Source organism: Actinocrispum wychmicini, assembly GCF_004345645.1.
Lineage (GTDB): Bacteria > Actinomycetota > Actinomycetes > Mycobacteriales > Pseudonocardiaceae > Kibdelosporangium > Kibdelosporangium wychmicini.
On sequence record NZ_SLWS01000003.1, the window covers coordinates 461,084 to 476,437 of the forward strand.

Below are 15,354 nucleotides of genomic sequence, written 5' to 3' on the forward strand. Positions count from 1 at the left end.
CCGGGGCGGTCGATGTCACGGTGTTCCCCTCAGGTCATGGCCGGCCAGGGCCCGCTGGACGAGGTCGTCCACGTCGGCGGTCCGGATGTCGTCCAACAGGTCCACGTCCGGCCCGGTGTCGGCGCCGGCCAGCCTGGTCAGCGCGGCCAGCAGGCCGGCGTCCCGCAGCCGCGCGAGCGGGATGGCGGCGATGGCCTGCCGCAACGTCTCGTCCTCGGTCGGCACGTCGGGAAGGAGTTCGGCACGCAGGTGCGCCACCAGCGCGGCCGGGGTGGGGTGGTCGAACGTCAGCGTCGCCGGCAGCCGCAGGCCGGTGGCCTGGCTGAGCATGTTGCGCAACTCGACCGACGTGAGCGAGTCGAACCCCAGGTCCTGGAACGGCCGCGCCGGGTCGATCGCGTGGGCCGAACCGTGGCCGAGTACGACCGCGATCCGGGAAGCGACCAGATCCAGCAGCGTCCGGTCCTGCTCGGCCCGGGACAGGGTGGCCAGCCGGGTGTCGAGCCGGCCGGGCTGCGCGACCTCGACCCGTCGGGCCGGGACGAGGTCGCGCAGGATCGGGGGGAGAGCGCCGGCCATTCCGCGCAACGCCGCCAGGTCGACCCGGGCGGGCACGAGCAGCGGTTCGTTCGCGCCGAGCGCCGCGTCGAACAGGGCGAGCGCTTCCTCGGTCGGCAGCGGCTTCAACCCGCCACGGCTGAGTCGCTGCTGGTCGGTCGCGCTCAACTGGGTGGTCAGCGCACTGTCGGCGGCCCACTGACCCCACGCCAGCGAGATCGCCGGCAGCCCGTTGGCCCGGCGGTGCGCGGCCAGACTGTCCAGGAACGTGTTGGCGGCGGCGTAGTTCCCCTGGCCGGGGTTGCCGACGATGCCGGCGGCCGAGGAGAACAACACGAACGCTGACAGGTCGTGGGTGAGGTCGTGCAGGTTCCAGGCAGCGTCCACCTTGGACGGTAGGACCGTGTCGAAGTGCTGTGCGGTCAGGCTGGTGGTGACGGCGTCGTCAGTGACACCGGCCGCGTGCACGACCGCGCTGATCGGATGCTCGGCGAGCAGGGAGGCGAGGGCATCGCGGTCGGCGATGTCGCATTTCGCGATGGTGACATCCGCGCCTTGTTCGGACAGATCCGCCTTCAGCTGGGCCGCGCCTTCGGCGTCCATGCCACTCCGGCTGACCAGCAGAAGCCGCTCCACGCCGTGCTTGTCAACGAGATGACGGGCCAGCAGGCCACCGAGAGTGCCCGTGCCGCCGGTGATCAGGACCGTCCCGTCCAGGGACACCGGGTCGGCGGTCACGCGGGCCAGTCGCGGCACCAAGGTCGCGCCCTCGCGGAGCGCGAACTGTGGTTCGCCGGATCCGAGCGCGGCGGCAAGCGCCTCTTCCGACTCGACGTGATCGTCGACGTCGGCCAGGACAAACCGGCCGGGATGCTCGTTCTGAGCCGTGCGCACCAGCCCCCAGACCGGCGAAGCCGCCAGATCGCGGACATCTTCGTCGCCGGCCGCCACCGCACCGCGCGTCACGATGGCCAGACGGTCGTTCGCGAACCTGTCGTCCGCGAGGAATGCCTGCACGAGCGCGAGTACGCGATGCGCGGTCTCATCCGGCGCGGTCCCGTTCTGCCGGGCGATGATCACCATCGGCTCGTCGGATTCGGTGATCGACGCCAGATCGCCGTCGAGGACCGCCATCCGGCAGGAACCGGTCGGGGTCACGGTGTGCCAGCGCAGACCGAACAACGACTCGTTGCGGACCGGCGCGAACCGGCTCGGGTCGACCGGACGCACCGCCAGTGCGTCCACAGTGAGCACTGGGTCGCCCGTGGCGTCCGCGACGCTTAAGGCAATGGTGTCTTTCAGTGTCAGACGGACACGCAAAGCCGCGGTGCCAGGGCGATGCTGGGTCAGTCCCGTCCACGAGAACGGCAACTGGACCGTGTCCCCGCCCGCTTCGAGCGCGAGCAGGTGCAGCGCGCTGTCGAGCAACGCGGGATGCACGGCGAACCCGGTCGGGTCCGACGGCAGTTCGACCTCGGCGAACAACGTGTCGCCCTGCCGCCACGCGGCGCGAAGACACTGGAAGTCCGGGCCGTAGTCGAGCCCGAGGTCGGCCAGCCGCTGGTAGCAGTCGGTGAGGTCGACCGGAGTGGCGGCCGGCGGCCACACGGCCAAGTCAGCGGGAGCGGCCTGGGTGGGCGAGCCAGCGAGGTTGGCTGGAGCGGGGGAGCCGGCTGGGCCTGCGAGGCTGGCGGACGCAGCCGGAGCGGCCAAGCCTGCGGAGTCCGAGGGCTCGGCTGAGTCGAGTGTGCCCGTGGCGTGCCGGACCCACTGGCCTTCTTCGTCCGCCGGACAGGAATGCACCGACAGCGACCGTGTCCCAGCTTCGTCCGGACCGCCGACCGTCACCTGCACCCTGACCGAACCGTCCACCGGCAGGACCAGCGGGGCCTCCAAGGTCAGGTCCCGCACGTGAACGCCGCCGACCCTGTCCGCCGCGTGCAGCGCGAAGTCCACGAACGCGGTGCCCGGCAACAACACAGTGCCGTGCACGGCATGGCCCGTCAGCCAGGGGTGGGTGTGCCGGGAGACGGTCCCCGTGAACAGCAGGCCGCCGGTGTCGGGCAGGTCCGTGCCGGTGCTCAGCAGCGGATGCCCGGACGGCCGCAGACCGACACTGTCCACAGGGGACATGGGCAGCCAGTAGCTGTCGCGTTGGAACGCGTACGTCGGCAGGGTGATCCGGTTGGCGCCGGTGTGGGCGAACACCCGCTCCCAGTCGACGGGCAACGCGCCGCGAGTGTGGGCCGCCGCGATCGCGGCCATCGCTGTGCCCGGCTCGTCCCGCCCACGGCGCAACACCGCCACAGGGACGGCTTGGCCGGTGTCGAACAGGCTCTCCTCGACCATCGCGGTGAGCACACCGTCCGGCCCTAGCTCCAGGTAGGTTGTCACGCCGTGCGCGTTGAGGGTGCGGATGCCGTCGTGGAAGCGCACGGCTTCGCGGACGTGCCGGACCCAGTACTCGGGTGTGGCGATCTGGTCCGGCTCGGCGAGGTGACCCGTGACGTTGGACACGACCGGGATGGTGGGCGGCCGGTAGGTCACTTTTTCGGCCGTGCGGCCGAACTCGTCGAGCATCCCGGCCATGTGCGGGGAGTGGAACGCGTGGCTGACCGTCAGTTTCCTGGTTTTCCGGCCGATCGACCGGAAGTGGTCGAGGATCTTGGCCACCGCGTCCGCGTCGCCGGAGACCACAGTGGACTGAGGTCCGTTGAGCGCGGCGATCGTGACTGTGTCGGCGTTGAGGTGCGGCAGGATGTCGGTCTCGGTGGCTTCGATGGCCGCCATGGCGCCGTGGGTCGGCGCTTCCTGCATCAACCTCGCGCGGGTGGTCACGAGCAGGCACGCGTCGTGCAGGTCGAAGACGCCGGCGATGTGGGCCGCGGTCAGCTCGCCGATCGAATGCCCGGCGACGTAGTCGGGGGTGATGCCCCACGACTGGACCAACCGGTGCAACGCGACCTCAAGCGCGAACAACGCGGGCTGTGTGTACCGGGTCTGGTCGAGCAGCGCGGGATCGATCTCCCGGATCGGCTGGTCCAGATGCTGGTCGAGAAGGGCGCAGACCTCGTCGAACGCCTCGGCGAAGACCGGGAACGTGGCATACAGGCCTTGGCCCATGCCGGGGTGCTGGCTGCCCTGGCCGGTGAACAGGAACGCGGTCCGGCCGGCGCCGAACAGGTTGCCACGGCTGGTGGTCGGGTGCGGGACGTCGGCCGCCACCGCCGCCAGCCCGGCCACCAGATCCTCGCGGTTGTCCGCGGTGACGGACGCGCGGTACCGGTGGTGCGTCCGGCCGGTGGCCAGCGACCAGCCGATGTCGGCGATCTGGACCTCCGGTCCAGTTTCGGCGAAGGCGCGCAGCCGGGTGGCCTGGTCGCGAAGTGCGGCCGGGGTCTTGGCGGACAGTAGCCACGGAATCGTGCATACAGTATCTGATATGGACTGTTCAGTGGGTGGGGCCTGTTCGATGATGAGGTGGGCGTTGGTGCCGCTGATGCCGAACGACGAGACGGCGGCGCGGCGCGGATGCCCGTTCTCCGGCCACGGGACGGCCGAGGTGAGCAGGGAGACGCCGTCGGTCCAGTCGACGTTCGGTGTGGGTTCGTCGATGTGGAGGGTCTGGGGGAGTTCGTTGTGCCGCAGCGCCTGGATCATCTTGATCACGCCGGCGACGCCGGCGGCGGCCTGGGTGTGGCCGATGTTCGACTTCACCGAGCCGAGCCTGAGCGGCACCGCCCGGTCGCGACCGTAGATCGTGATCAGGGCCTGGGCTTCGATGGGGTCGCCGAGCGTGGTGCCGGTGCCGTGGGCCTCCACCGCGTCCACATCGGACGGGGTCAGCCTGGCGTTCGCCAACGCCTGCTGGATGACCCGCTGCTGGGACGAGCCGTTCGGGGCGGTGAGGCCGTTGCTGGCGCCGTCCTGGTTCACCGCCGAGCCACGGACGACCGCGAGCACGTGATGGCCGTTGGCCTGCGCGTCGGACAGCCGCTCCAGCAACACTAGGCCCGCGCCTTCGGAGAAGCCGGTGCCGTCGGCCCCGGCGGCGAAGGACCGGCAGCGCCCGTCCGGCGACAACGCCCGCTGTCGACTGAATTCCGTGAACAACGTGGGCGTGGCCATCACGGTGACGCCGCCGGCCAGCGCGAGATCGCATTCGCCGCCGCGCAGGGCCTGTGCGGCTTGGTGGATCGCGACCAGCGAGGACGAGCACGCGGTGTCGATGCTGATGGCTGGACCTTCGAAGCCGAACGTATACGATATCCGCCCGGATGCGACGCTCTGCGAACTGCCGGTGCCGATGTATCCCTCGAACCCCGGCGGGATCCGACTCAGGAGGCGACCCGCGTAGTCGTTATACATTATGCCGGCGAAGACGCCGGTTCGGCTACCGCGCAGTGAATCCGGCCGGATACCGGCGTTCTCCAGGGTCTCCCAGGTGATCTCCAGCAGCAGGCGTTGCTGGGGGTCGATGGCGAGGGCTTCGCGGGGGCTGATGCCGAAGAAGTCCGGGTCGAAGTGGTCGGCGTCGTACAGGAACCCGCCGGTGCGGGCGTATGTCTTGCCGGGCTTGTCCGGGTCGATGTCGTACAGGTCGTCGACATTCCAGCCGCGGGTGCTGGGGAACTCGCCGATGGCGTCCACCCCGTCGGCGACCAACCGCCACAGGTCGTCCGGTGTGCTGACGCCGCCGGGGTAGCGGCACGCCATCGCGACGATCGCGATCGGCTCGTCGAGCATCGCTGCCGCTGCGGGAACCACCGCGGCTGTCTCCCCGGTGACGAGCAGCGTACGGAGATAAGCCGCGAGAGCCGCAGGGGTCGGGTGGTCGAAGACGAGAGTGACCGGCATCCGTTGACCGATCGTCGTCCCCAGGCGGTTGCGCATCTCGACCGACGTCAGCGAGTCGAAGCCGAGCTCCTGGAACGGCCGGTCCGCGTCGATGCTGTCCGGGTTGTCGTGGCCGAGGATCGCCGCGGTCTGCGCCCGGACGAGCTCCACCAGCACCCGCAGCTGCTCGGCGTCGGCCAGCCCGGCGAGGCGCCGCAGCAGAGCACGACCCGGCTGATCACCGCGCCGCGTGGACGTGGTGATCAGTCCACTGAGGATCGACGGTACCGAGCCCGACGCACGCAGCGCCCGGAAGTCGAGCGCGGCAGGCACGAGCGTGGCCCTGTCTGCGGCCAGCGCGGCGTCGAACAGGGCAAGGCCGTCGGCCGTGGTGAGCGCGGTGAGACCGTTACGAGTGATGCGACGGTGGTCGGTCGCTGTGAGTGACGCGCTGGACGCCGAAGTCTCGGCCCACAGTCCCCAGGCGAGTGAGGTGGCAGGCAGTCCGTTCGCGTGCCGGTGGACGGCGAGGGCGTCCAGGAAGGCGTTGGCGGCGGCGTAGTTGGCCTGGCCGGGGTTGCCGAGGGTGCCGGTGAGGGACGAGAACAGCACGAACGCGTCCAGGTCCTGGGTGAGTTCATGCAGGTGCCATGCGGCATCCGCCTTGGCCCGCAGGACTGTGTCGAGCCGTTCCGGGGTCAGGCTGCCGACGATGGCGTCGTCGAGCACGGCGGCGGCGTGGATGACCGCGCTGACGGGATGTTCTGCGAGCAGTCCGGCCACGGCGTCCCGGTCGGCGAGGTCGCACGCCCGGACGATGACGTCCGCGCCGAGCGCGGTGAGCCGGGCCGTGAGTTCAGGTACTCCGGCGGCGGCCGGGCCACTGCGGCTGACCAACAAGAGCCGCCGCACATTGTGCCGGGTCACGAGGTGCTCGGCGACCAGGCCGCCCAGCGTGCCAGTGCCGCCGGTGACAAGGACCGTCCCTTGAGGACTGAACACTGTGGTGTGGTCGTCGAGTTCGGGGCGCACGAGCCTCGGGGCGTACGCGACGCCTTCGCGGACGGCCACTTGTGGTTCACCGGTGGCCAGGGCCTCGGCCAACCCGTCGCGCTCGCTGCCTGGGAGGTCGACCAGGACGATCCTGTCCGGCGTTTCGGACTGCGCTGCGCGGACCAGGCCCCAGACTGCGGCCGCGGCTGGGTCGACGTCCTCGCCGTTGACCGCGATCGCGCCTCGGGTCACCACCACGAGGTGGGTCTGGTCCTCGGTGGCCAGGAAGTCCTGGAGGACGGCCAGGATTTGGTGGGTGGCGGTGTGGGCTTGGGCTTCGGGGGTGCCGGGGGTGGGGGTGTACTCGGCCACCACGACGTCCGTCGGCGCGGCGGTCCGGGTGGGCACCGGGTTCCAGACGACGTGGAACATGGAGTTCCGCAACGGGCCGAGTTTGTCGGACTCAAGCGGCCGGACCGTCAACGCGTCGACCGTGACGACCGGAGTGCCGGTGCTGTCGGCGACGAGCAACGCGATCGTTCCGTCGGCGGCTGGGGTGAGACGCACGCGCAGGGCCGTGGCGCCGGTTGAGTGGCGGGTGACTCCGGCCCAACTGAACGGCAGCCGGATGATGTCGTCGTCGGCGCCCAGGGCGAGCGGATGCAATGCCGTGTCGAGCAGTGCCGGGTGTATGCCGAACCGGGCGGCGTCCGCTTGCTGGTCCTCGCCCAGGTCGACCTCGGCGTACACGGTCTCGCCGCGTTGCCAGGCCGCGCGGAGGCCCTGGAACGCGGGTCCGTAGTCCAGGCCGCGGTCGGCCAGGCGCGGGTAGGCGTCGTCGACGTCGATCGGGGTGGCACCCACGGGCGGCCAGGCACCCAGGTCGTCGACGTCGGACGACTCCGGCCCGAGCAGGCCGGTCGCGTGCTCGATCCAGACCGAGTCGTCGCCGGTAGCTCGACTACGGATAGTGATCGTTTGAGTGTCGCCGGGCGGTCCGGTGACGACCTGCAGCTGCACGGCACCATCGGCGGGCAGGAGCAGCGGCGCCTGAAGCGTGAGTTCCTCAACGCGGCCGCCGCCGGCCGCGTGCAGGGCGAGTTCAAGGAATGCCGTGCCAGGCAGCAGGGGCGTGCCGCCGACGGCGTGTTCGGCCAGCCAGGCGTGGCTGGCGAGGGAGATCCGGCCGGTGCACAGGTGGCCGCCGTCGGGCAGTTCGGTCACCGCGCCGAGCAGCGGGTGATCGGTGTGGTCCAGGCCGGCCGCGGTGACGTCCGAGCCGCCCGCCGCACGGTCCAGCCAGTACGGCCGGTGCTGGAAGGCGTACGTCGGCAGGTCGACCTGCTGCGCGGGTCCGAGGAGCCGTTGCCAGTCGACGTGCACGCCGTTCGCGTGCGCCTCGGCGAGCGCCACGTGGACGCGGGGCTCGCCGCCTTCGCCACGGCGCAGTGTGCCGAGCACGCCCGCGTCGATGTCGCGGTCGGCGGCGGTTTCCTGCACCGAGCTGACCAGCATCGGGTGTGGGCTCGGCTCGACGAACGTCCGGTGCCCGTCGGCCAGCAACGCCTGGACGGCGTCGTAGAACAGCACGGGTTCGCGCATGTTCCGGTACCAGTACGCGGTATCGAGCCCTGCGGTGTCCATCTGGGCACCGGTGACCGTCGAGTAGAACGGGATGTCGGATGTGCGCGGGCTGAGCCCGGCCAGCACTGTCAGCAGGTGTTCCCTCAGCCCGTCGACCTGCGGCGAGTGCCCGGCGGTGTCGATGCCTTTGATCGTGCGGGTGTGGATGCCCTGGTCGGTCAGGTGCGCGCTGAGTTCGGCGAGAGCCGCAGGGCTTCCCGCGACCGTGGTCAGCGTAGGGCTGTTGACCGCCGCGATCGCCAGGTGTTCGCGCCACGGTTCGAGGTGCTTGTCCAGCCGGGCGGCGTCGGCGTTCACCGAGATCATCCCGCCCTGGCCGGCCAGAGTCAGCCATGCCTGACTACGCAGAGCGACGATCTTCGCGGCGTCGTCGATGGTCAACCCACCGGCGACACAGGCCGCGGCGATCTCACCCTGCGAGTGCCCGACCACGGCGTCCGGCTGGATTCCGTGGCTCTGCCACACCCTGGCCAGCGACACCATCATGGTGAACAGCGCCGGCTGGACGACGTCCACACGGGACAGTGGCGGCGCGTCCGGCGCGCCGCGCAGGACGTCGAGCACCGACCAGTCGAGATACGGCCGCAGTGCCGCGTCGCAGGCCTCCGCGTTCGCCCGGAACACGGCCGACGATTCGAGGAGTCCGGCGGCCATCTCCGGCCACTGGGATCCCTGCCCGGGGAACACGAACACGGTCCCACCGTCGCGGACCCGGCCGCGGACGACCCCGACCGGCAGCTCACCGCCGGCCAGCGCGGACAGCAACTGTGCGCGGTCCGCGCCACTCACCGCGGCCCGGTGGTCGTGGTGCGTCCGCGTAGTGGCGAGGGTGTGGGCGATCTCGGCGACATCGACATCCGGGTTCGCGGTGACGAACTCGGCCAGCCGACTGGCCTGGTCGCTCAGCGCGGCCGGTGTCCTGGCGGACAGCAGCCATGGAATTATGCATACAGTATCCGATGTGGATTGCCTAACAGGTGGGGCTTGTTCGAGGATGAGGTGGGCGTTAGTGCCGCTGATGCCGAACGAGGAGACGGCGGCGCGGCGAGGATGTCCGTTCTCCTGCCACGGGACTGGCGAGGTGAGCAGTGAGACCCCGGAGTCGGCCCAGTCGACGTTCGGGGTGGGTTGGTCGATGTGCAGGGTGCGGGGGAGTTCGTTGTGCCGCAGGGCCTGGATCATCTTGATGATGCCGGCGGCGCCGGCGGCGGCCTGGGTGTGGCCGATGTTGGACTTGATCGAACCGAGCCACAGTGGACGGTCCGACGGCCGGTTCTCGCCGTACGTGGCGATCAACGCCTGAGCCTCGATCGGGTCGCCCAGTTTGGTGCCGGTGCCGTGTGCCTCCACCGCGTCCACGTCCGCCGGGGTCAGCCCGGCGTTCGCCAGTGCCTGCCGGATGACGCGCTGCTGGGCCGGGCCGTTCGGGGCGGTCAACCCGTTCGACGCGCCGTCCTGGTTCACCGCGGAGCCCTTGATCAGCGCCAGCACCCGGTGCCCTTTGGCCTGGGCGTCGGACAGTCGCTCCAGCAGCAGCAACCCGGCGCCCTCGCCCCAGCCGGCGCCGTTCGCGGTCGCGGCGAAGGACTTGCAGCGCCCGTCGGGCGACAGCGCGCCCTGCCGGCTGAGCTCGACGAACGGGCCTGGTGTGGCCATCACCGTCGCGCCGCCGGCCAACGCCAGGTCGCATTCACCGGTCCGGATGGCGTTCGCGGCCAGGTGCAGCGCGACCAGCGACGACGAGCACGCGGTGTCCACAGTGATCGCCGGGCCCTCGAAGCCGAACGTGTACGAGATCCGGCCGGACGCGATGCTGTACGAGCTGCCGGTCCCGAGGTAACCCTCGAAGCCGTCCGGCGCTCGGTCGAGCAGCCGGCCGCCGTAGTCGCCGTACATGATCCCGGTGAAGACTCCGGTTCGGCTGCCGTGCAGGGTTTCCGGTGTGATGCCGGCGTTTTCCAGGGTCTCCCAGGTGATTTCGAGCAGCAGGCGCTGTTGTGGGTCGATGGCGAGGGCCTCGCGGGGGCTGATGCCGAAGAACTCCGGGTCGAAATGGTCGGCGTCGTACAGGAATCCGCCGGTCCGGGTGTACGTCTTGCCTGTCTTCTCCGGGTCGGCGTCGTACAGGTCGTCGACGTTCCAGCCGCGGGTGCGGGGGAAGTCGCCGATGGCGTCGACCCCGTCGGCGACAAGCTGCCAGAGCCTTTCCGGTGACGTGGCGCCGCCGGGGTAACGGCACGCCATGCCGACGATCGCGATCGGCTCGTCGGAGGCGGACACGACAGTGGTGCGCGGGTCGGTCTTCGCGCCCAGCAGCCGGTCACGCAACTGCTCCGCGAGCGCGACCGGGGTCGGATAGTCGAAGATCAACGTCGCCGGGAGCCGCAGCCCGGTGACGGTGCCGAGGCGGTTGCGCAGTTCGACCGCGGTGAGCGAGTCGAAACCCAGGTCCTGGAAGCTGCGGCCGACCTCGACGGAATGACCGTCCTGGTGGCCGAGGACCGCGGCGATGCTCGCCCGGACCAGGTCCGCCAGCCGTTGCCGCTGCTCGTCCTCGCTGAGCCCGGCGAGCTTCCCTGCCCACGACTCACCCGCGGCCCGCCTGACGGGCTTGCGGACGAGCCCGCGAAGAGGCGCGGGCACGTCGGGTCGGGCGCTCAACGCGGCGAGATCGAACCTGACCGGGATGGCGTGCGCCGGACTGCCCTGCTGGAGTGCCGCGTCGAAGTGGGCGAGGCCTTCCTCGGTGGTCAGCGGCACGAGCCCGCGCCCGGCGATGCGCGCGGTGTCGAGTTCGCCGGTCATGGCACTTGTCTGCGCCCACAGCCCCCAACTGAGCGAGGTGGCCGGCAGCCCGGCCGCGCGCCGGTGGACGGCGAGGGCGTCCAGGAAGGCGTTGGCGGCGGCGTAGTTGGCCTGGCCGGGGTTGCCAAGGGTGCCGGCGACGGACGAGAAGAGGACGAACGCCGCCAGGTCCTGGGTGAGTTCGTGCAGGTGCCAGGCGCCGGCGGCCTTCGGTGCCCACACCGCGTCGACCTGGTCCGCGGTTAGGCTGGTGAACGTGGTGTCGGCGAGGGTGCCGGCCGCGTGGATGACGGCGGTGAGCGGGTGTTCGGCGGGGACGTCGGCCAGCACGGCGGCGAGCGCGTCCCGGTCGGCGAGATCACATGCCTTGACCGTGACCTCGGCATCCAGCGAGGCCAGCCGGTCGTTGACGCGTCCACTGCGGCTCAACACCAGCAGCCGCCGGACGCCGTGCTGGGTAACGAGATGCTCGGCGACAAGGCTGCCGAGGGTGCCCGTGCCGCCGGTGACCAGGACCGTCCCTTGTGGATCGAATACGATCGGTTCGCTGTCCGGTTCGGTCACGCGGACCAAGCGCGGGACGGACAACGTGCCGTTCCGCAGCGCGAAGTGGGGTTCGCCGGTGGCCAGCGCCGCCGGAAGCAGGTCGAGTGAGCCGTCGATGTCCGCCAGCACCAGCCGGCCGGGGTTCTCCAGCTGGGCGGACCGGACGAGCCCGCGCACACCGGCCGCGGCCAAATCGTCGGCTTGAGTGAGCACCACGAGTGGGGTGTCCACGAACCGCTCGTCGGCCAGGAACTTCTGGATGACGTCCAGCGCGGCAAGAGTGAGTCGACGCGCATCGCCTTCGGCGCCACGGAACCACATCGCCGGAACGCCGTCGACGTTCTCAAAGTCATCGACCACGGCCACCGGGACCGTTTCGGCGGGGAGCGGCAAGGGCCGCCATTCCATACTGTATGAAGTCTGCTGGCTACCGGGGATCGCGAGCAACGGCCGGAACGCGACCGTGGCGACCTCCGCGACCGGCGCCCCAGCGGGGTCGGTGACGGTCAACGAGAACGCGTCGGTTCCGTTGGGGGAGAGCCGTACGCGGACGCTGGCGGCGCCGGTTGCGTGCAAGGTGAGGCCGGTGAACGCGAACGGAACCCGGACGCCGTCCGTGATCGCGGCGAGCGCCAGTGGATGCAGCGCGGCGTCCAGCAGCGCGGGGTGGATACCAAAACCGTCGACATCCGTTCCGTCCGGCAGCGACACCTCCGCGAGCAGGTCGTCGCCGTGCCGCCAGACCGACCGGAGTCCCTGGAACAGCGGGCCGTAGGCGAGTCCGATCTCGGCGAACCGCTCGTACACGTCGACCAGTTCCACCGGTTCGGCGCCCGGTGGCGGCCACGCTTCACCGGAGACAGCAGGCATTGAGCCGGCTGTGGAGAGCACGCCAGAGACGTGCCGGATCCATTCACTATCCAGTCGGGTGTAGACATTTGCCGGACGGCGGCCAAACTCGTCGGCCGCGCCGATGGTGACACGCAGCTGGACGTCGTCGTCCGGCGGGATGACAAGGGGGTTCTCCAGCGTGAGGTCCGCGACCTCGGTGCACCCGGCCTGGGCCGCCGCGTGTGTCAGCAGGTCCGCGAAGGCGGTACCGGGCACGACGACACTGCCGTGCACCGTGTGGTCGGCCAGCCATGGGTGTGTGCGCAGCGACAGTCGGCCGGTGAACACGTATCCCCCGTCGCCGGGCAGTTCGACCACGGCGCTGACCAGCGGATGCCCGGCCGCGTCCAGGCCAAGTCCCTGCGGGCTGCCCGTGGCCGCCGTCGCTTCGAGCCAATACTGCTCACGTTGGAAGGCGTAGGTCGGCAGTGCGACCGGCCGAGCGGAAGGCAAGACCGCCTTCCAGTCCACGTCAACGCCGTTGACATGGACGACAGCCAGTGCATTGTATGCGGTATCCAGTTCAGGCCGGTTGGGACGCAACACGGATACAGCGGCCGACGGCTCGTCGCCTTCGGCGACGAGCGTGCTCAACGTCGAGTCCGGCCCCAGCTCCAGGAAGGTCACGACGCCGGCGGCGCGCAGAGTCTGGACGCTGTCATGGAAACGGACGGCTTCCCGGGCGTGGCGCACCCAGTATTCGGGTGTGCGCAGCTCGTCGGGGTCGGCGAGCTGTCCGGTGCGGTTGGACACGATCGGGAGCGTGGGCCGGTGGAACGTGAGCCCCGCGGCGACGGCCGCGAACTCTTCGAGCACCGGGTCCAGGTGCGGCGAGTGGAACGCCCGCTCGACCCGCAGCCGCTTGGTCTTGCGGCCTTCGGCACGCCAGTGCTCGGCGATCTGCTCGACCACGGCCGGATCGCCGGAAATGGTGGTCGACGACGGCGAGTTGAGCGCCGCGATGGACACGGCGTGCTCGTGCCCGGCCAGCGAACCGGCGATCTCCTCCTCGTTCGCCTGCACCACGACCATGGCGCCGGACGGCAGCCCGTGCATGAGCCGTGCCCGGGTGGCGACGAGCAGAGTCGCGTCCGCGAGGTCGAGCACGCCGGCGACGTGGGCCGCGGTGATCTCGCCGATCGAGTGCCCGGCCAGCATGTCCGGCGCGCAGCCCCAGCTTGTGAGCAACCGGTACAACGCCGTTTCCAGGGCGAACAGGCCGGCCTGGGTGTACCTGGTGTCGGCCAGCAGGTCCGCAGCGTGGTTCGACCTTTCCGTGCCGAACACCACGTCTTTCACGGGAAGATCGAAGTGCTCGCAGACGTCGTCAAACGCCTGGGCGAACACCGGGAATGCGGTATACAACTCCTGGCCCATGCCCGGCCGCTGGCTACCCTGGCCGGTGAACAGGAACGCCACCTTGCCGGGCTCGACGGTCGCCGCGCGGACGATGTCCGGTACGGTGTCGCCATCGGCGAAGGCGGACAGCGCTGTGACAATCCCGCCGACCATCCCGTCGCCGACGAGCACCGCGGCCCGCAGTTCGTGGTGGGCACGCGAGGTCGCCAGAGCGTGCCCGACTCCGGGCTCAGGGTGGGCCGCCACGTGGTCGGCCAGCCTGGCAGCCTGGGCGCGGAGCGCGGCCTCGGACCGGGCGGAGATCAGCCACGGTACCGATACGTCTACAGTGGACTCTTCGGTGACCGGAGCCTGTTCGAGGACGACGTGGGCGTTGGTCCCGCTCACCCCGAACGACGACACCGCTGCCCGCCGCGGACGACCAGTCTCCGGCCACGCATGGAGCTCGGTGAGCAGCGCGAGCGCACCAGAATCCCAGTCCACAGCGGACGTTGGACTGTCCACATGCAACGTCTTGGGCAGGTGGCCGTGGCGCATCGCCTCGACCATCTTGATCACGCCGGCCACCCCGGCGGCCTGCTGCGCGTGCCCGATGTTCGACTTGACCGAGCCGAGCCACAGCGGCACAGCCCGGCCCTGACCGTACGTGGCCAGCAGGGCCTGGGCTTCGATGGGGTCGCCGAGGGTGGTGCCGGTGCCGTGCGCCTCGACCGCGTCGATTTCCGACGACGCCAACCGGGCATTGGCGAGCGCGGCGCGGATGGCCCGTTGCTGGGACGGGCCGTGCGGCGCGGTGAGGCCGTTGCTGGCGCCGTCCTGGTTCACCGCGGACCCGCGGACGACCGCGAGCACGGTGTGACCGTTGGCTTCCGCGTCCGACAGGCGCTCGACCAGCAGCAGGCCTACGCCTTCGGCGAAGCCGGTGCCGTCGGCGCCCGCGGCGAACGACTTGCAGCGGCCGTCCGGGGAAAGTCCTTGCTGGCGGCTGAACTCCGTGAAGGTCGCGGGCGTGGCCATGATCGCGACGCCACCGGCCAGGGCCAGGTCGCATTCGCCGGTCCGCAGCGACTGGACGGCCATATGCAGAGCGACCAAAGAGGACGAACACGCGGTGTCGATCGACACCGCCGGGCCTTCCAGGCCGAGCACGTACGCGATCCGGCCGGAGGCGACGCTCGTGGAGGCGCCGGTGAGCAGGAAACCGTCGGCCTCGGGCTCCGGGTAACGCAGCGACGCGTACTCCTGACCGGTGACACCGGCGAACACACCGGTCCGGCTGCCGCGCAACGCGACCGGGTCGATCCCGGCTCGTTCGACGGCCTCCCATGCCGTCTCCAGCAGCAGCCTGTGCTGTGGGTCCATGATCCGTGCTTCGCGGGGGCTGATCCCGAAGAAGGCCGCGTCGAAATGACCAGCGTCGTCGATGAACCCGCCGTGCCGCACATAGCTGGTGCCGCGTGCGTTCGGGTCCGGGTCGTACAGCGCGCTGAGATCCCAGCCGCGGTCGGTGGGGAACTCGGCGATCGCGTCCCGGCCGTCCGCCACCAACGCCCACAGCTCCTCCGGGGAGGATACCCCGCCGGGGTACCGGCAGGCCATGCCGACGATCGCGATGGGCTCGACCCCCGCCGCCTCGGTGTCCCGCAGCCGCCGCTGCGTGGTCCGCAGGTCCGCGGTCACCTTCTTGAGGTACGTCAGTAGCTTCTCTTCGTTGTCACTCAT

1 protein-coding gene is annotated in these 15,354 nt (G+C 70.5%); it reads right to left on the reverse strand.

Going from position 1 to position 15,354, the window contains the following annotated elements:
* Positions 1-15 precede the first annotated feature (15 nt).
* Positions 16-15,354, reverse strand: a complete 15,339-nt coding sequence (locus EV192_RS54790; protein WP_207926079.1) for a type I polyketide synthase — start codon at positions 15,352-15,354, stop codon at positions 16-18.